This is a genomic window from Ferrovibrio sp. GW821-FHT12B10 (assembly GCF_058807515.1).
The window spans coordinates 522,944-541,694 of record NZ_JBXAQT010000001.1; the positions used below are offsets into that span (position 1 = coordinate 522,944).

General features: G+C 64.1%; 18 protein-coding genes and 1 riboswitch. Of the genes, 6 read left to right on the forward strand and 12 right to left on the reverse strand.

The window, feature by feature from the left end; genetic code table 11:
* Nucleotide 1 precedes the first annotated feature (1 nt).
* The 9 genes from glcE to AC1RRT_RS02790 all read right to left on the reverse strand — a co-directional run bounded on the left by glcE (nt 2) and on the right by AC1RRT_RS02790 (nt 10,324).
* A complete protein-coding gene (glcE, locus tag AC1RRT_RS02750; protein ID WP_493012138.1) occupies nt 2-1,228 on the reverse strand; it encodes a glycolate oxidase subunit GlcE in 1,227 nt (408 codons plus the stop codon).
* 3 nt (nt 1,229-1,231) lie between these two features.
* On the reverse strand, nt 1,232-2,719 hold the full coding sequence (locus tag AC1RRT_RS02755) for an FAD-linked oxidase C-terminal domain-containing protein (RefSeq protein ID WP_493012140.1): 1,488 nt from the start codon (nt 2,717-2,719) through the stop codon (nt 1,232-1,234).
* Nucleotides 2,720-2,733: 14 nt separating this feature from the next.
* Nucleotides 2,734-3,462 carry a FadR/GntR family transcriptional regulator gene (locus AC1RRT_RS02760; RefSeq protein ID WP_493012142.1) on the reverse strand — a complete coding sequence of 243 codons (729 nt, stop codon included), beginning with the start codon at nt 3,460-3,462 and terminating at the stop codon, nt 2,734-2,736.
* A 155-nt stretch (nt 3,463-3,617) separates the two neighbouring features.
* Nucleotides 3,618-3,743 carry a type B 50S ribosomal protein L36 gene (ykgO, locus tag AC1RRT_RS02765; protein ID WP_324220155.1) on the reverse strand — a complete coding sequence of 42 codons (126 nt, stop codon included), beginning with the start codon at nt 3,741-3,743 and terminating at the stop codon, nt 3,618-3,620.
* Between the two features lie 131 nt (nt 3,744-3,874).
* Entirely contained in the window at nt 3,875-5,962 is a 2,088-nt protein-coding gene (locus AC1RRT_RS02770; RefSeq protein ID WP_493012144.1) for a methyl-accepting chemotaxis protein, read from the reverse strand.
* A gap of 264 nt (nt 5,963-6,226) precedes the next feature.
* A complete protein-coding gene (locus AC1RRT_RS02775; RefSeq protein ID WP_493015124.1) occupies nt 6,227-6,766 on the reverse strand; it encodes a chemotaxis protein CheW in 540 nt (179 codons plus the stop codon).
* A gap of 282 nt (nt 6,767-7,048) precedes the next feature.
* A complete protein-coding gene (locus tag AC1RRT_RS02780) occupies nt 7,049-8,596 on the reverse strand; it encodes an acetolactate synthase large subunit (protein ID WP_493012146.1) in 1,548 nt (515 codons plus the stop codon).
* A 23-nt stretch (nt 8,597-8,619) separates the two neighbouring features.
* Nucleotides 8,620-9,663 (reverse strand): cyclase family protein, encoded by a 1,044-nt coding sequence (locus tag AC1RRT_RS02785; protein WP_493012147.1) that lies wholly within the window; start codon nt 9,661-9,663, stop codon nt 8,620-8,622.
* Nucleotides 9,664-9,781: 118 nt separating this feature from the next.
* Nucleotides 9,782-10,324 carry an Mpo1 family 2-hydroxy fatty acid dioxygenase gene (locus tag AC1RRT_RS02790; protein ID WP_493012149.1) on the reverse strand — a complete coding sequence of 181 codons (543 nt, stop codon included), beginning with the start codon at nt 10,322-10,324 and terminating at the stop codon, nt 9,782-9,784.
* A 285-nt stretch (nt 10,325-10,609) separates the two neighbouring features.
* A riboswitch (glycine riboswitch) is annotated at nt 10,610-10,726 on the forward strand.
* Nucleotides 10,727-10,779: 53 nt separating this feature from the next.
* Between AC1RRT_RS02790 and gcvT the strand changes: the two genes are divergently transcribed.
* The 5 genes from gcvT to AC1RRT_RS02815 all read left to right on the forward strand — a co-directional run bounded on the left by gcvT (nt 10,780) and on the right by AC1RRT_RS02815 (nt 15,786).
* The gene (gcvT, locus tag AC1RRT_RS02795; RefSeq protein WP_493012151.1) at nt 10,780-11,886 is read left to right on the forward strand and encodes a glycine cleavage system aminomethyltransferase GcvT; all 1,107 of its coding nucleotides are present in this window, start codon (nt 10,780-10,782) and stop codon (nt 11,884-11,886) included.
* An 11-nt stretch (nt 11,887-11,897) separates the two neighbouring features.
* Complete coding sequence (gcvH, locus tag AC1RRT_RS02800; RefSeq protein ID WP_493012152.1) at nt 11,898-12,269, forward strand: glycine cleavage system protein GcvH; 372 nt, start codon at nt 11,898-11,900, stop codon at nt 12,267-12,269.
* A 16-nt stretch (nt 12,270-12,285) separates the two neighbouring features.
* Nucleotides 12,286-13,626, forward strand: coding sequence for an aminomethyl-transferring glycine dehydrogenase subunit GcvPA (gene gcvPA, locus AC1RRT_RS02805; protein ID WP_493012154.1), 1,341 nt, complete (start codon nt 12,286-12,288; stop codon nt 13,624-13,626).
* Nucleotides 13,626-15,194, forward strand: a complete 1,569-nt coding sequence (gene gcvPB / locus AC1RRT_RS02810; protein ID WP_493012156.1) for an aminomethyl-transferring glycine dehydrogenase subunit GcvPB — start codon at nt 13,626-13,628, stop codon at nt 15,192-15,194. Before gcvPA ends, gcvPB begins: the two co-directional genes overlap by 1 nt.
* Nucleotides 15,195-15,381: 187 nt before the next feature.
* Nucleotides 15,382-15,786, forward strand: coding sequence for a hypothetical protein (locus AC1RRT_RS02815; RefSeq protein ID WP_493012158.1), 405 nt, complete (start codon nt 15,382-15,384; stop codon nt 15,784-15,786).
* A 57-nt stretch (nt 15,787-15,843) separates the two neighbouring features.
* Here the strand turns inward: AC1RRT_RS02815 and AC1RRT_RS02820 are convergent, their stop codons facing one another.
* Nucleotides 15,844-16,554 (reverse strand): sensor histidine kinase, encoded by a 711-nt coding sequence (locus tag AC1RRT_RS02820; RefSeq protein ID WP_493012160.1) that lies wholly within the window; start codon nt 16,552-16,554, stop codon nt 15,844-15,846.
* 172 nt (nt 16,555-16,726) lie between these two features.
* Here AC1RRT_RS02820 and AC1RRT_RS02825 point away from each other — a divergent pair, with 172 nt between their 5' ends.
* The gene (locus AC1RRT_RS02825; RefSeq protein ID WP_493012162.1) at nt 16,727-16,939 is read left to right on the forward strand and encodes a hypothetical protein; all 213 of its coding nucleotides are present in this window, start codon (nt 16,727-16,729) and stop codon (nt 16,937-16,939) included.
* Nucleotides 16,940-16,970: 31 nt separating this feature from the next.
* Here AC1RRT_RS02825 and AC1RRT_RS02830 read toward each other — a convergent pair whose 3' ends face one another.
* Together AC1RRT_RS02830 and AC1RRT_RS02835 are read right to left on the reverse strand one after the other, a co-directional pair.
* Nucleotides 16,971-17,327: a hypothetical protein gene (locus tag AC1RRT_RS02830; RefSeq protein WP_493012164.1), complete on the reverse strand. Its 357-nt coding sequence runs from the start codon at nt 17,325-17,327 to the stop codon at nt 16,971-16,973.
* Between the two features lie 16 nt (nt 17,328-17,343).
* The gene (locus tag AC1RRT_RS02835) at nt 17,344-18,690 is read right to left on the reverse strand and encodes a sulfite oxidase (RefSeq protein ID WP_493012166.1); all 1,347 of its coding nucleotides are present in this window, start codon (nt 18,688-18,690) and stop codon (nt 17,344-17,346) included.
* Between the last annotated feature and the right edge of the window lie 61 nt (nt 18,691-18,751).

Sequence of the window (18,751 nt, forward strand, 5' to 3'; positions counted from 1 at the left end):
GTTACGCTCCCGCAGCCATGCGGCCGGGATTGAGTATGTTCATCGGATCGAAGCTCTCCTTGACCCGGCGATTGAGCGCCGCCAGCGCCTCGGCCTGCGGCTGGAACACTGCCTGCGCGGCACGCACGCTCGGCTCGGCGCGGATCAGCGTGGCATGACCGCCGCGCTGCCCAATCAGACGACGCACCAGCGGCGCATCGGCATTGGCCGATGCCGGCATGGCGAGCCAGACCAGGCCGCCGGCCCAGTCATAGAAGGCCTTGGCCTCAGGGTGTGCCGCCATGATATCGGCGACGACCGCAGCGCCATCCAGCGGTGCCAGCGACAGCCGCCAGATCACGGCTTCCTGCGGCAGCACGAAACAGGCGACATCGCGGATTTCGCGCCACAGCCAGGCCGAATTCATCGAATGCAGCTCCTCCAGCGCCCCAAACGGCAGCAGCAGCGTGCGCAGCGCCTCACAGCGGGCCTTCACGGATACATCCGTACCCTCGACACGGATCGCGGTGACGCTCTGGCCAGCCTGCGCCACATAACCGACACCGGAGAGCGCCGCGACATTGGCCGGCAGATGCGCAAGCCCCGACACCTCATGCGGTGAACTGGCAGCCGCCGCCATCGCCTGCGCCGCCTTACGGTCATCAAGGCCGAGCACCAGCACCGTGCGGGTCTTTTCCGGCGCCGGCAGAACCTTCAGCGTCACTTCGGTCAGCGCCGCCAAAGTGCCATAGGCGCCGCAGACCAGTTTCGGCAGATCATAGCCGGTGACATTCTTCACGACTTTCGCGCCGGCCTTGAACAGCTCGCCGCGGCCCGAGACCGCCGTGAAGCCCAGCAGATGATCACGTACCGCGCCGGCCTTGAAGCGGCGCGGGCCGGCGAGGTTGCAGCCGATGGTGCCGCCGATGGTACCGCGCCCGGCGGCATGACCCCAGAGCGGGCCCAGGTCCGGCGGCTCAAAGGCGAGGAGCTGATTGCGTGCGGCGAGCAGCTTTTCCACGTCGCTGACCAGGGTGCCGGGCCGCAGCGTGATCACCAGTTCGGCCGGTTCGTAATCCAGCACGCCGCTCAAGCGGCTGAGGTCGAGTGCGTATTCGGTCTGCGCCGGGCGGCCGAGGCCAGCCTTGCTGCGATGGCCCTGCAGCTCCAGCGGCCGCTGTTCGCCTGCGGCCCAGCGGATCGCATCAACCACATCTGTTGTGCCCGAAGGAATGAAGGTCTGCGGCATGGATCAGAATCTCGGCAGGTCAGGGAAGGCAAGCTGGCCCTTGTGCACATGCATGCGGCCGAGTTCGGCGCAGCGATGCAGCACGGGAAACACCTTGCCCGGATTGAGGCGGTGGTTGGGGTCGAAGGCGCATTTGACGCGCATCTGCTGCGCCAGGTCGGCCTCGGAAAACATCGCCGGCATCAGATCACGTTTTTCCACGCCGACACCATGCTCGCCGGTCAGCACGCCGCCGACTTCGACGCAGAGCCGCAGGATGTCGGCGCCGAAATCCTCGGCGCGCTGCAGCTCGCCCGGATTGTTGGCGTCATAAAGGATCAGTGGGTGCAGGTTACCGTCGCCGGCGTGAAATACGTTGGCGACGCGCAGCCCGTATTTCTCCGACAGTTCGCCCATGCGGGTCAGCACCAGAGGCAGGGTCTTGCGCGGAATGGTGCCGTCCATGCAGAGATAATCGGGCGAGATGCGGCCGACGGCTGGGAACGCCGCCTTGCGCCCGGCCCAGAAGGTCAGGCGTTCGTCTTCAGTCTGCGACACGCGCAAGGAGATCGAGCCGCAGGCCTCGGCGATGGCCTTGACGCGCACCAGCAGGTCGTCGACCTCGGCCGATGGGCCGTCAAGCTCAATGATCAGCAAAGCCTCCACATCACGCGGATAGCCGGCATGGACAAAGTCTTCGGCCGCGTGAATGGCAGGGCGATCCATCATCTCCATGCCGCCGGGAATGATGCCTGAGGCAATCACCTTGGCGACACAGTCGCCGGCGGACTCCGATGTCGGGAAGCCGGCGAGCAGCGCGCGCTGCGTCGCCGGCTTGGGCAGGATGCGCACGGTGACTTCAGTAATGACACCGAGCAGGCCTTCCGAGCCGCAGATGATGCCCATCAGGTCGTAGCCCTCGGAATCCAGATGTTTGCCGCCGAGCCGGATGACATCGCCATTCATCAGCACCATCTCCAGGCCGAGAATGTTGTTGGTGGTGAGTCCGTATTTCAGGCAATGCACGCCGCCGGAATTTTCGGCCACATTGCCGCCGATGGTGCAGGCGATCTGGCTGGATGGGTCTGGCGCGTAATAGAAGCCGCGATGCTCGACCGCGCGGGTGATCCCAAGATTGGTGACGCCCGGCTGCACGACGGCGCAGCGGTTGTCCCAGTCGATATCGAGCACCTTGTTGAACTTGCCCAGGCCGAGCAGCACCCCGTCGGCCAGCGGCAGCGCGCCGCCCGACAGCGAGGTGCCGGCGCCGCGCGGCACGACCTTCACGTTGCGCTCGTTGCACAGCTTGAGCACGTCGGACACCTGCTGCGTGTTGCTGGGCAGCACGGCAACCAGCGGCAGCTGGCGATAGGCGGTCAGACCGTCACATTCAAAGGCCTTCAGGCTGATCTCGTCAGCGATCACGCCCTCGCCCGGCACGATGCGGCGCAGGTCGGCGATCAGGTCCAGCCGCTGGGCGATGATGTCGTCTTCCGGCTTCGGCATCAGCATGGGGCGGTCTCCGGTTACGTCTTTGCCGCGGCATAGCGCGCGGCGGCATTGGCAATATGGGTGCGGGCCGCCGTGCTGGCAGCGTCCGCGTCGCCGGCGACGATGGCATCAAGCAGCGCGAGATGCTCGGCCTGCGAGGCGGCCGCGGCACCTGCATCGCGCGCCTGCGGCTGCCAGGTCAGGGCGCGCGTAGCCGAAAAATGCTGCGCCAGGAACGTGGCGAATTGCGCCAGATAGGGATTGTGCGCGGCGGCAGCCACCGCGGCATGGAAGGTGTCGTCGCTGGCCGCGCCGGCGTCTTCATTCTGCGCCAGCGCCTGCGCCATGGCGGCATAGGCGGCACGCAGCGCGGCGATGTCGCGGTCGGTGCGGCGCGATGCTGCGAATTCCGCCATGCCGGCCTCGATCACGCTGCGCAGTTCAAAGACATGCAGCAGGTCGCGCGCATCCAGCAGGCCCGGCGATGCAATGCGGAAATTGGCCAGCCCGGGCTTTAGAGCCACGAAGGCGCCCGCCCCCTGCCGCGTCTCGACGAAGCCATCGGTCTTGAGCCGCGCGATCGCCTCGCGCACCACGGCGCGGCTGACCGAGAAGCGCTCGACAAGCTGCTTCTCAGTCGGCAGCCGCTCGCCTGGACCGAACTCGCCGGCCCGAATGGCATCTGCAAGCCGCCCGGCCAGCATGGCGCTGAGGCCGGTGCCGCGCGGCAGATCGGGAACGGAAAAGGCAGAGGGGCCGGACATGATCGGACTTGGAGACTCGGGCTGGATAATTTGTCTGACAAGCTGACAACTTGCCCGATCCGCACAATCCGTCAAGCGCATAAGCAAAAGGCCCGGCTGTTTCCAGCCGGGCCTTTTAAAACATCAAGAATGCGAGGGACTTAACCCAAGAAGGCTTAGCCCTGGCGCGCCTTGAAGCGCGGGTTGGTCTTGTTGATCACATAGACCCGGCCCTTGCGGCGGATGACGCGGCAATCGCGGTGACGCGTCTTGGCCGACTTGAGCGAATTGACGACTTTCATGACACCCTCGAAACCAACAAAAAACCAGGCGCAGCGCTTTGCCCGCCCGGCGGAAAAGTGGGCCGGACCATACCGGGGGGGCCCCGGCCTGTCAACCGGAAACCCCGCCGCTATTTCCGGCCTTTAACCTCTTAGAATTCCTGCCAATCCTCGGGACTTCCGGCCTTCGGCGCGGCGGCGGCCATCTGCACCTGCGGCGACGGTCTGGCCGGACTCGCAGCGGGCTTCGCGCCAGGCTTTGTAACAGGCTTAGCCACCCCCTTCGGAGGGGCGGGCGGTGCCGGGGTCGTGGCCATCGCAGTCGGCGCATCGCCCGTCTTGAAGAAGCCGACCAGCTCGGCCAGCTGATGCGCCAGGTTGTTGAGCGCCTGGGCAGCAGCCGTGGTCTCTTCCACCAGCGCCGCATTGCGCTGGGTGATTTCGTCCATCGAACCGACGGCGGTATTGATCTGGTCAAGGCCGGTGGCCTGCTCGCGCGAGGCTGCCGCGATCTCGGCCACAATATCGGAGACCTTCTTGATCGCGCCGACGATGTCGGTGAGCGAGCTGCCGGTCTGGTTCACCAGGCTGGCGCCGGTCTTCACCTGAGCGTTCGAGTCCGTGATCAGCCCCTTGATGTCCTTCGACGCATTGGCCGAGCGCTGCGCCAGCGCACGCACTTCCTGCGCGACCACCGCGAAGCCCTTGCCGGCTTCGCCCGCACGCGCGGCCTCGACGCTCGCATTCAGCGCCAGCAGGTTGGTCTGGAAGGCGATTTCATCGATCAGGCCGACGATGTCGCTGATCTTCTGCGCGCTACCTTCGATGCGGCTGACCGCGTCGACCGCATTGGCAACCACGCTGCCGCCCTTCTCGGCACTGTCGCGGGCGGCTGTGGCAAGCTGATTGGCAGCCTGAGCGTTGTCGGCATTCTGGCGCACGGTGGTGGTGATCTCATGCATCGAGGCCGCCGTCTCTTCGATCGAGGCGGCCTGCGATTCCGTACGGCTGGCCAGATCCTGGCTGCCAGTGGAGATTTCATTGGCGGCGCCCTTCACCGACTGGGCCGTGCGGCTCAGGTTGAGCGCAAAGTCGCGCAGGCGTGTCGCCATGGTATTGGCGCTGTCCTTCAGTTGGCCGAAGACGCCATGATACTGGCCGCGCACCGTCTTGGTCAGGTCGCCGCCGGCCATGGCACCCATGACCTCGGCCATCTCGCCGGCCATGGTCTGCAGCGTGCCGGCCAGACGGTTGAGTTCCTGGCTGGTGGAGAGGAAGAAACCTTCCTTGCCGGTTTCGTCGATACGGCCATTCAGATCGCCGCTCGCCACCTTGTTGACCAGTGTGGCGATTTCCTCGCCCGCCGCCTTCTCGCGCGCTTCGCGCTCGGTGCGGCGAAGCTCAGCCTCTTGGCGCTGCTGGGTGATCTGGGTCTCGGCCTGCTCACGGGCAATCATGTTGTCCTTGAAGACCTGGACGGCCTTGGCCATTTCACCAATCTCGTCGCCGCGCTCACTGCCGGTGACGGCAACGGCGGTATCGCCGCGCGCCAGCGTGTTCATCACACCGGTGATGCGACTGATCGGACGAGTCAGCGTGGCGATCACGATATACAGAGCCAGCAGCACCGATATGGTGATGGCGGCAATAGTCAGGGTGATCAGCATCGGCCGCTGCGTGTTGTAATATTGGGTCAGATCGTTTCCGACAGCCGCCACACGCTCAGCATTGCGCTTGGTGATTGCGTCGATGGCGCGGTTCAGCGCCTGGCGATTGGAGCGGTTGGCGTCGTTATCGCCGAACTCGCGCGCCTGACCGGGCGCGCCCTCGATCCCCAGTCGTGCTAGTTCGCGCCGGAACTGCACGAACTGGTTGACTACGGTAAGGAAATTTTTCGCTTCGTCGGCACTGGCAGCCTGCGGACCGATCTCGGCAACCCACTGCTTCACCAGCGCTTCGATCTCGCCGGTGAACTTCACAATACCGGCCGAGTATGGCTTCGCTGCCGTCGCATCCGACATGTAGACGCCGCGAGAATCCATTACCACCGCATAGACCAGCGCATTGAGCCGCTCGCCATACTGGGTCTGCTTGGCGATGCTCTCCATCACTGTGGTTTGCTGCTCGTACCGGTCGAGCGAAATCACTCCCATGGCACCGACCACGGCCGAGGCTACAGCCAGCAGCGCAACGACAGCGAGTACGCGTGGTCCGATTTTGATGCTGGATATGATCGACATGGCGCTTCTCCCCGGCGGAAAACCCTCCGCGATGGTCTCTTCGACCTACCACAAGGTTCTGATCCTACGGGGTTAATTTTCGCATACTCTTTTTGCGGGAAGACAATCGTCCCGATGCGCACCACCTTTCACAACCCACGTATCACACGCTATAGTTTAAAAAATGGATCGCCTGCGGAGCGATCAGAGGCCTGAAAAACCCGCAGAAAAGCAAATCGCCCGCTTTCGCGGGCGACCGGCAAACCGAATTTGGGAGAACGGGCTTTAGGCAGCCGCTGCGGCGTCGACCTGCGGCACACCGCGGTTGAACAGGCGGTTGACGTCGATGAGGGCAACCATGCGCTCCTCATGGGTCGCCAGCGCGCTCAGGAAGGTCTGCTCGGTATCGGCGGCGGTCGCCGGCACCGGCTGCAGCGCGGAGGAGTCGAGCGCGAGAATGTCGGACACGGTGTCGACCAGCAGGCCGACCGATTCAGTGCCGACTTCCACGACGATCACCACATTGGCGCTGGTCGGCGTGGTCGTGCCGCCGCCGAGGCGGACGCGCAGATCGAAGATCGGCACCACGGCGCCGCGCAGGTTGATCACGCCGCGCACGAAGGGGGGCGTATTGGGCAGTGGCGTCACATCGGTCCAGGCGCGGATTTCGCGAACGCTGAGCAGGTCGAGGCCGTAATTCTGGTCGCCGATGGTGAAGGTCAGCACTTCCTGGCTGCTGCGCATATCCATCGCCTGCAGCGCGCCGCCCTTGGCATCGGCCATGGCGGGAACGGAGGTCGTGGAAACAGTGGCTGGCATGGACATGACGCTCACACTTTCTGCTGTGGCTTAAAACGGGGTGCTGCCCTTGGCGGCCAACACGCCATCCCGGTAACAAGGATGGCGCAAGGCCCGGTGGGGGTAGGCAGACACCCTTCGTTATCCGACCGGCAACGGGCCTGACACGGCACGCTGCTTCAGGGCATCCACGCCCTATGATTGGCAAACTTCCCCCGTCCCTGCAAAGGAAATCGCGGAATACTCCGCACAGGTTATCTAGAAATAACCCCGCCGTTAAAATGCCATCAACAATTAATGGTAGGCGCCTTACAGGACCAACTCTATGAGTTGTGGTCCGCGCTGTTCCAGCGTGGCCGCGAAGGCCCGGCAGAAGGCGTTCATTTCCGTGACACGGATAGCCGAAACGCCATGCCCCTTGGCCAGCGCCACCCAGTCGGGGTCGGGCCGGTCCAATGTCAGCATGTCGATGGCACGCGGGCCCGGATTGGCTGCACCCACATTGGCCAGCTCGTTGCGCAGGATCGCATACGAGCGATTGGCGAAAATCACCATGGTGACGTTGAGTTGCTCGCGCGCCATCGTCCACATCGCCTGCAATGTATAGAAGGCGCTGCCATCGCCCGTGAGCGCAACGATCTTGCGGTCCGGGCAGGCCAATGCAGCGCCCACGGCGACAGGAAGGCTGTAGCCGATCGAGCCGCCCATGTTGTTCAGCCAGTCATGCGGACCGGAGGCTTCGGCGGCGGCAAAGATGCCGCGGCCTGAGGTGACGGATTCATCCACCACGACCGCGTTGTCAGGCAGCAGCGCCGCGATGGCAGCGGCGATCTTTTCCAAGCTGGGCGCCCCGTCAGGCAGGCCAGGCTTCTGCGGCTGTTCCTGCGCCGGCACAGTCTTCGGTGCGCCGACTGCATCGGCCAGACGTTCCAGTGCATCGATCACGTCGCCTTCCACCTCGGCGACCGGCGTGATGTTGCAGTCATCGCGCGTCAGGATGCTGGGCTTGCCGGGATAGGCGAAGAAAGCCACCGGCCGCTTGGCGCCGATCAGCGCGATCTCGCGCACATCGGCCAGGTATTTCAGCGCCAGATCAACGACAAAGGGAATGCGGCCGACACTGGGCAACCCGCCACCGCGCTCGATGCGGGCGCTGAAGCCGTTATTCGACAGGCGGCAGCCGGTGGCCGCCGAAATCCGTGCCGCCAGCTTCAGGCCATCACGCAGCAGCGCATCGCCGCCCAGGATCAGCATGCCATTCGGACCGGCTTTCTTGAGCGCAGCGGCCGCGGCCTTGATCTGTGCCTCGTCGGATTTCACGCGCGCGCCCACGGCAATCGGCTTGGCCTCAGCCTTCGCCTCATTCCAGGCAGTGTCGGCCGGCAGGATCAAGCTGGCGATCTGGCCGCCCTTGCTGCGTGCCGCAGCCACGGCCTCGGCGCCCAGCGCCGCCACATCACCGGCAGTCTGGCCGCGGCCGATCCAGTGCGACACCGGCCGGGCGATACCGTCGATATCGGAGGTCAACGGCGCATCGTATTGCAGGTGATGCGTTGCATGCTCGCCGATCACATTGACGATGCCCGAGCTGGCCTTGCGTGCGTTGTGCAGGTTGGCCACGCCATTGGCCAAGCCTGGCCCCAGGTGCAGCAGCGTTGCCGCCGGCTTACGCGCCAGACGCCAGTAGCCATCGGCGGCACCGGTCACCACGCCCTCGAACAGGCCCAGCACGCAGCGCACCCCCGGCACATGGTCGAGCGCGGCCACGAAATGCATTTCCGACGTGCCGGGATTGGCGAAACAGGTATCGACGCCAGAAGAAACGAGGGTACGGACGAGGCTTTCGGCGCCGTTCATGGCAATGCTCCTGATGGAAAAACTTAGACTGTGGCGATGGGCGAGGATGGCGAGCCGACGGCGCCGGTGAGCCGCAGCGGCGGCGCGGTGAGCAGGAAGCGGCTGCGCTTGTGCTCTTTCAGATAGGCCGCCAGTTCGGAGAGGTACCAGAGTTCTCCCAGCGGTACGCCGAGCTTGAACAGGCAGTGCTCGTGCAGCGGCAGCATGGCGTGGCTGCCTTCCACTGCCTTGGCCGGCAGCCCCTCGACGGCATAGTTGTCGGCGATCAGGCAACTGACCTTGCTGTCGGTGATCCAGTTGCGCAGTCTGGCATCGCGACCGTCCAGCACGGCGCAGGAATTCTCCAGTCGCTGGTGATCGGGCTTGCGCTGCATCGACAGCAGAACATCGCCGAAACCGGTATAGAAACAGAGCATATCGCCCTGTTCCACGCTGACCTTCTGCGCCTCCATGGCTTTCATCAGCAGGTCATAGCCGACCCATTCGCGCTTCTCGCCGACAAGGTCCTTCAAGTTGACCAGTACGCCACGGCCCTGCATGCCGTGCTTGGCGAAATTGTGGATACCCAGCGCCTCGGTACCCTTGGAGGGAAAGCGCTCCAGTCGCGGCTCACCGACACCGCGATCCTCGACATCGGGAATATCGCTGCCACCACGCCAGCCGTTGTAGAACACGCGTTCAGGCGCACCGTCGCCATCGGCGTCGAACATCGAGCCGATATGGGCAAAGCTGTCCCACTGGGTCGAATACTGCAGATAGAGCAAGGCGGCATCGTCGCTGGAGACATCCGTCAGCTTCGGATCGAACAGCGACAGCGGCAACGCCATGTTGGCGCGGCCCTCACGCGTGACGGCGAATAGCTGCGGCGGGAAGCGGCGCGGATTGAGCAGGTTGCCGCCCGGATATTCCAACGGCAGCGACAGGCAGAAGGTGCGGCCTTCGCGCACCTCGGCCACGCCCTGCTTCACCTTTTCGGCCGTGATCCAGTTGACGCGGCCGATGCGGTCATCGGCGCCGAACTCACCCCAGTTCGAACCCTCGGGCCGGTTCTTCCAGCGTTGCGTCATAAGGTCCTCTTAAAACGGATCAGGCCGGGCCAGGAAAATTCCCGGACCCGGCCATGACACCCTTTTACGTATGATCTTTCAATTGCTATGGCGGATTGATCGCCTGGTTCTGAAAGGTTCAGGCCGCAGCGCGCTCGCGCATCGCGCCGACCGAGTAATGCGGCCAGCGCGCTTCAACCGCCTCATGCAGCTCCTTGCGCTGACCCATGGCAAAGAAGGTCTCAGTCACCAGGAACAGCGGACCGATCAAGGCCTGTAGCGCATTGTCGGCCAGTGCCGGGCGGCGGCCCTCGTAGGCATGGCCGATGAACTGAAACACCCAGCCACCGATGAACAGCACGCCGAAGGCGATCCAGCCAGTGGTCGTCCCTTTGGTGGCGATCCATTCCGCAACCTGCAACAGCGCAAAGCTGATCAGCGCCATCACGCCGCCGATGCTGCGGTCAAGCCAGAGATAGAAGATGGCGGTGACGAACCACAGCACCGTGGCCAGGCTGACCACGGTTTCGCCACCCCAGAGCGTGAAGAGCTGAACCCAGCTTAAGGGTATGAAAATGGCGATCACGATGGACGGGATGCCGATGAAATGCGTGGCGCGGTTACTGGGATGGCGGTGATAAGCCGAGTACATCGCCATCTGCTCGACGAAGAACGGGTTCATCGCAATTTCCTCCAGTTTTTATCGATTCTCCGAGTCGGGGTCAGCATCCGGAAAATCAACGTTCTGTGGATAACCCTAAACCGCCTTAAAGCATTGTCAATCGTGGTATTTTCGGACTTCCGTAAGGTCATGGGGAATATCGTTGACTAATATATGGCGCCGCCTATTCTCGCGGCGTCGCTAGCAGTCTGGCGGGAGAGACGCGAAACCCGTGCTTTATACGGGGGCCCGCGCGCCGAAGGAGCAACCGCCCCGGAAACTCTCAGGCCAAAGGACCGACCGGACTGGCGACACTCTGGAAAGCGGATCGGGAGTCCAACCCCAATCCCACCGAAGGAGTAAGGAGAAGCCCCCAGGGCGTGCATCTCCGAATCTCTCAGGTTCCCGGACAGAGGGGGCGAACGGCGAAACCATCCGCCGGTTCGACTCTGACTCTGTCTGCAAGGGAACCTCGCTTGGGCGATACGGCCGAAAATCTCAAAATCACGCCGCTAAACGCACTGCATAAAGAGCTGGGCGCGCGCATGGTGCCCTTCGCCGGCTATGAAATGCCGGTGCAGTATCCCGCCGGCATCCTCACCGAACACAAGCATACCCGCGCCGCTGCCGGCCTGTTCGACGTCTCCCATATGGGCCAGGTACGCATGACCGGCGCAGATCCGGCCAAGGCGCTGGAAGCGCTGGTGCCCGGCGACCTGCTGGCACTCGACGTCGGCAAGATGCGCTACACCGTCTTCACCAACGACAGGGCCGGCATCCTGGATGACTTCATGGTCAACCGGCGCGACCGCGACCTGTTCGTGGTGTTCAACGCCGGCTGCAAGGATGCCGATATCGCGCATGCGCGCGCCAATCTGAAGGGCGTCGAGATCGAGTATCTGGACAGCCATGCATTGCTGGCCCTGCAGGGTCCGGCCGCCGTAGCCGTGCTGACGCGGCTGAACAGCGCAATCCAGGCGATGAGCTTCGGTATGGGCGCGACGCTGGCGTTGGGCAAGTACGAGGCCTTCGTCACGCGCTCGGGCTATACCGGCGAGGACGGCTTCGAAATTTCGCTGCCCGGCGATCAGGCCGAGGATTTCGCACGCTGGCTGCTCAGCCAGCCGGAGGTGAAGCCGATCGGTCTGGGTGCGCGCGACAGCCTGCGTCTGGAAGCCGGCCTCTGCCTCTACGGCCATGACATCGACACGACAACCACGCCCATCGAGGCTGGCCTGAACTGGACGATCTCCAAGCGCCGCCGTGAAGACGGCGGCTTCCCGGGCGCCGGCATCATCCAGCAGCAGCTGAAAGACGGCCCGGCCCGCAAGCTCGTCGGCATCCAGCCCGAGGGTCGCGCGCCGGCCCGCGAAGGCACCGAGGTGCTCAACGACAAGGGCGAGAAAATCGGCGTCATTACGTCTGGCGGTTTCGGCCCCAGCGTCGATGCGCCCGTCGCCATGGGCTACGTCGCCACAGACTACGCCAAAGCCGGCACGCCGCTCAGCCTGATGGTGCGCGGCAAGGCACTGCCCGCCAGGACCTGCAAACTTCCCTTCATCACCAAGCGCTACGCCAAGTAAGGAGACGATCCATGACCACCCGCTACACCAAGGACCACGAGTGGATCCGTCTCGATGGCGATGTCGCCACCGTGGGTATTTCCGATTACGCCCAGAGCCAGCTCGGTGATGTCGTCTTCGTCGACCTGCCGGCCAAGGGCAAAAAGGTGGATGCCGGCGCTGAAGTCGCCGTGGTTGAATCCGTGAAGGCGGCGTCGGAAGTCTACGCGCCGGCCGGCGGCGAAGTGGTCGACGCCAACCAGGCCATCGTCGACGATCCGTCGCTGGTCAACCGCGCGGCGCAGACTGATGGCTGGTTCGTCAAGCTCAAACTCGCTAACAAGGCCGAGCTCGATGCCCTGATGGATCAGGCCGCCTACGACGCCTATCTCAAGACTCTCTGATAAGGAGCGCCTCCCCATGCGCTATCTCGGTCTGACCGAAGCCGATCGCGGCGAGATGCTGAACACCATCGGTGTCGGCGGCATCGACGCCCTGTTCAAAGACGTGCCCGCCGGTGCGCTCAACCCGATGCTCGACCTGCCGCCGCATCAGGGCGAGCTGGAAGTGGAGCGTGCCTTCGCCGCCATGGCGAAGAAGAACGTCTCGCCGATGGACGTGCCCTTCTTCCTGGGTGCCGGCGCCTATCGCCACCATATCCCGGCCGCCGTGGATCACCTGATCCAGCGCTCGGAATTCCTCACCTCCTACACGCCCTACCAGCCCGAGATCAGCCAGGGCACGCTGCAGTATCTGTTCGAATTCCAGACCCAGGTGAGCATGATCACCGGCATGGAAGTCGCCAATGCCTCGATGTATGACGGCGCGACCTCGGCGGCCGAGGCCGTGCTGATGGCCCAGCGCATCACCAAGAAGTCGAAGGCCGTGCTGTCGGGCGGTCTGCACCCGCATTACCGCGACACCGTCGCGACATTGATGGACCAGACCGACCAGCCGCATGTCGCCGCCCCGGTCGATCTCGCCGGCACGGAAGACTTGGCCTCGCTGATCGACGACCAGACCGCTTGCGTCGTCGTGCAGAACCCCAGCGTCTTCGGCCATCTGCGCGACCTCAGCGACCTGGCCAAGGCCTGCCAGGCCAAGGGTGCGTTGCTGGTCGTCGCCGTCACCGAGATCACCTCGCTCGGCCTCGTCACCCCGCCCGGCGCCATGGGCGCCGATATCGTGGTGGCGGAAGGCCAGAGCATCGGCGTGCCGCTCAGCTTTGGCGGGCCGTATGTCGGCCTGTTCGCCACTCGCGAAAAGTATGTGCGCCAGATGCCGGGTCGTCTGTGCGGCGAGACCGTCGACCAGGATGGCCGCCGCGGCTTCGTGCTGACGCTGTCGGCCCGCGAGCAGCATATCCGCCGCGAGAAAGCGACATCGAATATCTGCACCAACTCCGGTCTCTGCGCGCTCGCCTTCACCATCCATATGAGCCTGCTCGGCGAAGCCGGCTTCACGCAACTCGCCGCCATCAACCACGGCAAGGCCGCGCAGCTGGCCGAACGGCTCAGCGAGCTGAAGGGCGTCGCCATCGTGCCGCAGGCTTTCTACAACGAATTCGCCATCACCCTGCCCAAGCCGGCGGCCGGCATCGTTGAAAAGCTGGTCGAGAAGAAGATCCTCGGCGGCGTGCCGGCCTCGCGTCTGTTCCCCGAGGAAAAGTCCTTGGCGAACGTGCTGCTGGTGACCGCGACCGAAACCAATACCGATGGTGACTTCGACAAGCTTGTTGCCGCGCTGAAGGAGGTGCTGTGATGAACCGCCAGGGACGTCCCACCACGCCGCATGCCGCTGCCAACAGCGCCTCGACCGGCACCATCACCGGCAACCGCGGCCTGCAGCAGGAAGAAGCGCTGATCTTCGAAATGGGCGAAGACGGCCGCACCGGCGTCGACCTGCCCGCCGCCCCGAAGGTGAAGGATCGCCTCGGCGGCCTGAAGCGTCAGGGCAAGATCGGCCTGCCGGGCCTCTCCGAGCCGCAGGTGATCCGCCATTTCGTGCGACTGTCACAAAAGAACTACTCCATCGATGCCGGCCTCTACCCGCTCGGCTCCTGCACGATGAAGCACAATCCGCGTCTCAACGAGAAGATGGCGCGCCTGCCGGGTCTCGGCGACGTGCATCCGCTGCAGCCGATCTCGACTGTGCAGGGCGCATTGGAAGTGATCGACCGGCTGGCCGGCTGGCTCAAGACGCTGACCGGCATGCCGGCGGTCGCCATGTCGCCGGCTGCCGGCGCCCATGGCGAACTCTGCGGCCTGATGGCGATCCGCGCGGCGCTCAAAGCCCGCGGCGATGTGCGCAAGCGTATCCTCGCGCCTGAATCCGCCCATGGCACCAACCCGGCGACCGCCGCACTGTGCGGCTACACCGTCGACCCGATCCCGGCCACGGCTGATGGTCGCGTCGATCTGGACGCCCTGCAGGCCAAGCTGGGTCCGGATGTGGCGGCGATCATGCTGACCAATCCGAATACCTGCGGCCTGTTCGAACGCGACATCAAAAAGGTCGCCGACATGGTGCACAAGGCTGGCGCCTTCTTCTATTGCGACGGCGCCAACTTCAACGCCATCGTTGGCAAGGTGCGGCCGGGCGATCTCGGCATCGACGCCATGCATATCAACCTGCACAAGACCTTCTCCACGCCGCATGGCGGCGGCGGCCCCGGTTCAGGCCCCGTGGTGCTGTCGGATGCGTTGAAGGACTTCGTGCCGCTGCCCTATGTGGTGCATGACAAGGATGGCTGGAATCTGGTCGAAAGCGGCGATGTGAAAAGCTTCGGCCGCATGAAGGCCTTCCATGGCCAGATGGGCATGTTCATCCGGGCCCTCGCCTACATGATGAGCCATGGCGCCGATGGCCTGAAGCGGGTGGCGGAAGACAGCGTGCTGTCGGCCAATTACGTGATGGCCAGCCTCAAGGACATCATGAGCCCCGCCTTCGAAGGCCCCTGCATGCATGAAGCGCTGTTCGACGACCGCTTCCTCAAGGATACCGGCGTCACCACGCTGGACTTCGCCAAGGCGATGATCGACGAAGGCTACCATCCGATGACGGTCTACTTCCCGCTCGTCGTGCATGGCGCCATGCTGATCGAGCCGACGGAATCCGAGAGCAAGGACAGCGTCGATGCCTTCGTCAACACGCTGCGCGGGCTGGCCGAGAAGGCCAAGGCCGGCGGCGAGAACCTGGCGATGTTCCAGGCCGCGCCGCAGCTCACCCCGCGCCGGCGTCTGGACGAGACCCGTGCCGCGCGCTCGCCCGTGCTGCGCTGGAAACCGGGCAGCAACGGCGCGCCCATCGACAAGGCCGCCGCCGAGTAAACGACGCCTGCAGGCCGTCACAAACAACCGCTCGGTCAGTGATGACCGGGCGGTTTTCTATTCACGGTTCATACAGCGCGGATATATACCTAAAAGGGTATTCACTCGGGACTCATGTCCTTTTGGTTGATAACGTCCGCGCGAGCCAATCAGGCTCGCAGGCACATCATCACAAGGGAGGTGAGTCATGTTCATGGAAGCACCGGTCCAGCTGCTGGGCCAGAATGCCTTCAACGCCACGCCGTCATCGAGCACCGGCGTCGTCATCATCCAGTCCGGCCAGAACACGCGCGGTGTCATCCTGCGTACGGCCATCATCACGGCCGGCTCGGGCGGTCCACCGCCGAGTACGCCGGCGACGCTGTTTGCTGATTTCGGCATCGGCCCCTTCGTGCCGCCGCCCCCGCCGCCGCCGGGCGGTCCGACCACCACGCGGTTCATCCTGGTGGCCGGCAGCTTTACCGGCATCACGCAACTGACCTGGCCGGTCTATCTCGATCCGGGATTGGGACTCGCCTTCAATGTGCCGGGCAGCGGCAGCGGTATCAGCATCTATCTGACCTGGGACCACGCCACGCTGACGCCGACATGAGCGGGCCCTGAGCGATCCGCCCGGCCAATCCTGGTCGGGCGTTTTCGTCTTGCGCAATCAGACCGCCTCGAGCGGGAACATGATTTCGTAGCAGGCGCCGCGTGGCTGTCGCCGCACACTGAAATGGCCTTGCAGCTGGGCCACCAGCCCCTGCATCAGCGTCATGCCAAGGCCGGTGGGTGCATCCGGCTTCACATGCGCCGGCAGGCCGACGCCATCATCGCTGATCCGGAGATACAGCGAGCCGTCCTCGCCCTGGCCGCAGGCGACCTCGATGGTGCCGGCATCCTGCGCGGGGAAAGCATGCTTGATCGAGTTGAAGATGAACTCGTTGATGATCATGCCGGCCGCGCTGGCGATCCTGACCGGCACGCGGACGGGATCGATGTTGAACAGCAGGTCATGCCGATGGTGATCGACCACGGCGGCATAGATTTCGTCGCGCAGCCCCATCAGATAGTCTTCCAGCGACACCACGCCGGTGCCGTCGCCGATCGATAACCGCTGGTGCAACTGCGCGATCAGACGCAGGCGCTTGCTGGTGCGGGCCAGCGCGTCGCGGGCCTGATCATCCATCACATACTGCTGCTGCATGTTCAGCAGGCCGCTGAGCAGCTGCAGGCTGTTGCCGATGCGGTGATCGGCTTCCTTGCGCAGCAGCTCCGACAGCGCCGCTGCCGCGGCGGCCGGAGACGGCGGATCGGTCTTCGGCGCGCTCGCGGGCGTGAAGATCGGGGTGAACTGGGTGAAGGGAGGGAATCTGTTCATGGCTATATCCTTTTCCCAAGGATACGCCCGATCCAGGAATAACCTAATGTTATTAAAGGCTTAATATGCGCAATGAACTCCTTATGAGGGTTCAGCGTTTCTTACTCATAATTTGCTGAATGAGCGTGTCTTTATCTCTTTGAGTTTTTTGATTCTTCAACGGTGAAAGGCCATGAACGACCCACAAGCCCGCGGCGAACGCCTGCAAATCATGCTGACCCCCGACGAACTTTCCGCGCTGGATAACTGGCGCTTCAAGACGCATATGCCCAGCCGGGCAGCCGCGATCCGCGAGCTGCTGCGCCGTGGCCTTGCCGCTGAAGGCTTCGATCTCGCCAATCGCGGCACCAAGTCGAAGAATTTCGGGGTGATCGAGGGCGAGTGACCACCCTCGCCCAATGCTGCCTCAGAGCCATCTACTGCTTCAGGAAAGGGTTACTGTACTGCCGCCCTTTCGGCGGAAAGGCGGCGGCAAGATAGTCGAGCACCTTGTCCAGCTCCTCGCCTTCCAGCTCGGCCATGTTGTGCCGGTCCACCATGATCTTCAGCACATCCGCCCAACGCGACCGGCTATGGCCCTGCGCCCGCACCAGATCGGAACCGTGGCAGGCCGTGCATAGATAGAAGACTTCGTCGCGATTCTCGCCATCGGGAAACACGGTCGGCTCTTCGGGTTCGCGTTCGGCCTGTTGTTGCTGCGCCAGCACCATCGGCGCAGCAACAACAGACAGGCCCAGCATCGCCGCCAGCATGGCGGCCTTCCATACAGTCATCACGAAACCCGTCCGCTCAGGCCGGCACCAGCACGGCGACGCGATGCATCACGTTGCCGCCATAGCCTTGCGGGTTCCAGTTGGCCGCCGCATGGCTCTGGCCGCGGCCGGTGCTGTCGGTAGCGCGCACCCAGAGCTCGTAATAGCCCTCGGACGGCAGGGTGATATCGGCGGTCCAGGTCTGCCAGGCGTATTTGTTCGCCGCCTTGCCTAGCTTCGCCTTGCGCCAGGTCTGGCCGTAATCGGCCGAGACCTGCACATCCGACACGCTGTGTTCACCGGCCCAGGCATGGCCGCGCAGCACCACCGCCCGCGTGCCTGGCGCCAGCCTGGTGCCGTTGGCGACATTGGTGATGATCGAGCGCACCGGCATCGATTCCAGGATACGCATGTTGGCGGGGTCAGGCTTGTCGCCCGGAATCATCGGCTTGATCGGCACGCGATAACTGGTGCCGGTCATGCCCTGGCCGTCATGCTCCTTGTCGCGGATCCAGATGCGGTTGAGCCACTTCTGCGACAGCGACCCCGGCCAGCCGGGCACGATCAGGCGCAGCGGCGCGCCGTTGATATGCGGGATGGCGCCACCATTCACCGCATAGGCGATGATGGTGTGCTCGTCCATCGCCTTGGCGATCGGCATGCCCCGGCTGATCGACGGCTTGGTGGCGTCGCCCGAGAGATGCAAATCGCTACCGAAATGGCCGGTATAGACGGCACCGGGCTTCAGGCCGGCAGCCTGCAGCACGTCCTTGAGGCGGAAACCGGTCCAGCGCGCATTGCTGATCGCGCCGTTGCCCCACTGATTGCCGCTGGCCTTGGGTTCGAAGGCCGAACGGCCATTGCCGCCGCATTCCATCTGCAGCGCATAGGTCACCGGCTTGAATTTCTTCTTCATCTCACCAAGCGTCAGCTTCAGCGGGGTGTTGACCTCGCCGTCGATGGTCAGCGCCCAGTTGTTCACATCGCCCGCCACCGCAGCCGGCGGCTCGCCGTTGTTGCGGATGAAAATCTTGTCGTTCGGCGTGATGTCGTCGTCCAGCAGATGCTCGGGCGTTTCCGCCACCAGCGGCTTGTCGCCCAGGATCACCAGATCGGCCTTGCCATCCATCTTGAGGATTTTCGGCGCGGCCGGCGCACTGGCGGATGTTCCTTGCGCCATCGCCGCCGGGATCAGGCCGGCTGGCATGGTCTGGGCGAAGGGAATAGCACCGCCGATCATACCGCCCATGGCGGCCAGACCGCTGCCTTTCAGGAAGCCGCGCCGGCTGGCGCCGCTGCGGCGCCCGAAGACCAGCGCATCGGCGCGTTCGGGATCATCCCGGTAGAGTTCAAAAAATCCGCGTTCTTTTCGGCCCTTTGCCATGACGCTTTCTCCCTTGCTGTTCCGGTCTTGGTGACTCGGTTGGCAACAGGATAGACAGAAA

Excerpts from the sequence above, each read along its gene's own strand:
- AC1RRT_RS02815 (WP_493012158.1), top strand. The coding sequence starts at position 15,382 with ATGTTCATGGAAGCACCGGTCCAGCTGCTGGGCCAGAATGCCTTCAAC.
- AC1RRT_RS02830 (WP_493012164.1), bottom strand. The coding sequence starts at position 17,327 with ATGACTGTATGGAAGGCCGCCATGCTGGCGGCGATGCTGGGCCTGTCT.
- AC1RRT_RS02790 (WP_493012149.1), bottom strand. The coding sequence starts at position 10,324 with ATGAACCCGTTCTTCGTCGAGCAGATGGCGATGTACTCGGCTTATCAC.
- gcvPA (WP_493012154.1), top strand. The coding sequence starts at position 12,286 with ATGCGCTATCTCGGTCTGACCGAAGCCGATCGCGGCGAGATGCTGAAC.
- AC1RRT_RS02760 (WP_493012142.1), bottom strand. The coding sequence starts at position 3,462 with ATGTCCGGCCCCTCTGCCTTTTCCGTTCCCGATCTGCCGCGCGGCACC.
- AC1RRT_RS02835 (WP_493012166.1), bottom strand. The coding sequence starts at position 18,690 with ATGGCAAAGGGCCGAAAAGAACGCGGATTTTTTGAACTCTACCGGGAT.
- glcE (WP_493012138.1), bottom strand. The coding sequence starts at position 1,228 with ATGCCGCAGACCTTCATTCCTTCGGGCACAACAGATGTGGTTGATGCG.
- AC1RRT_RS02820 (WP_493012160.1), bottom strand. The coding sequence starts at position 16,554 with ATGAACAGATTCCCTCCCTTCACCCAGTTCACCCCGATCTTCACGCCC.
- AC1RRT_RS02755 (WP_493012140.1), bottom strand. The coding sequence starts at position 2,719 with ATGCTGATGCCGAAGCCGGAAGACGACATCATCGCCCAGCGGCTGGAC.
- ykgO (WP_324220155.1), bottom strand. The coding sequence starts at position 3,743 with ATGAAAGTCGTCAATTCGCTCAAGTCGGCCAAGACGCGTCACCGCGAT.
- AC1RRT_RS02785 (WP_493012147.1), bottom strand. The coding sequence starts at position 9,663 with ATGACGCAACGCTGGAAGAACCGGCCCGAGGGTTCGAACTGGGGTGAG.
- AC1RRT_RS02775 (WP_493015124.1), bottom strand. The coding sequence starts at position 6,766 with ATGTCCATGCCAGCCACTGTTTCCACGACCTCCGTTCCCGCCATGGCC.
- AC1RRT_RS02780 (WP_493012146.1), bottom strand. The coding sequence starts at position 8,596 with ATGAACGGCGCCGAAAGCCTCGTCCGTACCCTCGTTTCTTCTGGCGTC.
- gcvH (WP_493012152.1), top strand. The coding sequence starts at position 11,898 with ATGACCACCCGCTACACCAAGGACCACGAGTGGATCCGTCTCGATGGC.
- gcvPB (WP_493012156.1), top strand. The coding sequence starts at position 13,626 with ATGAACCGCCAGGGACGTCCCACCACGCCGCATGCCGCTGCCAACAGC.
- AC1RRT_RS02825 (WP_493012162.1), top strand. The coding sequence starts at position 16,727 with ATGAACGACCCACAAGCCCGCGGCGAACGCCTGCAAATCATGCTGACC.
- AC1RRT_RS02770 (WP_493012144.1), bottom strand. The coding sequence starts at position 5,962 with ATGTCGATCATATCCAGCATCAAAATCGGACCACGCGTACTCGCTGTC.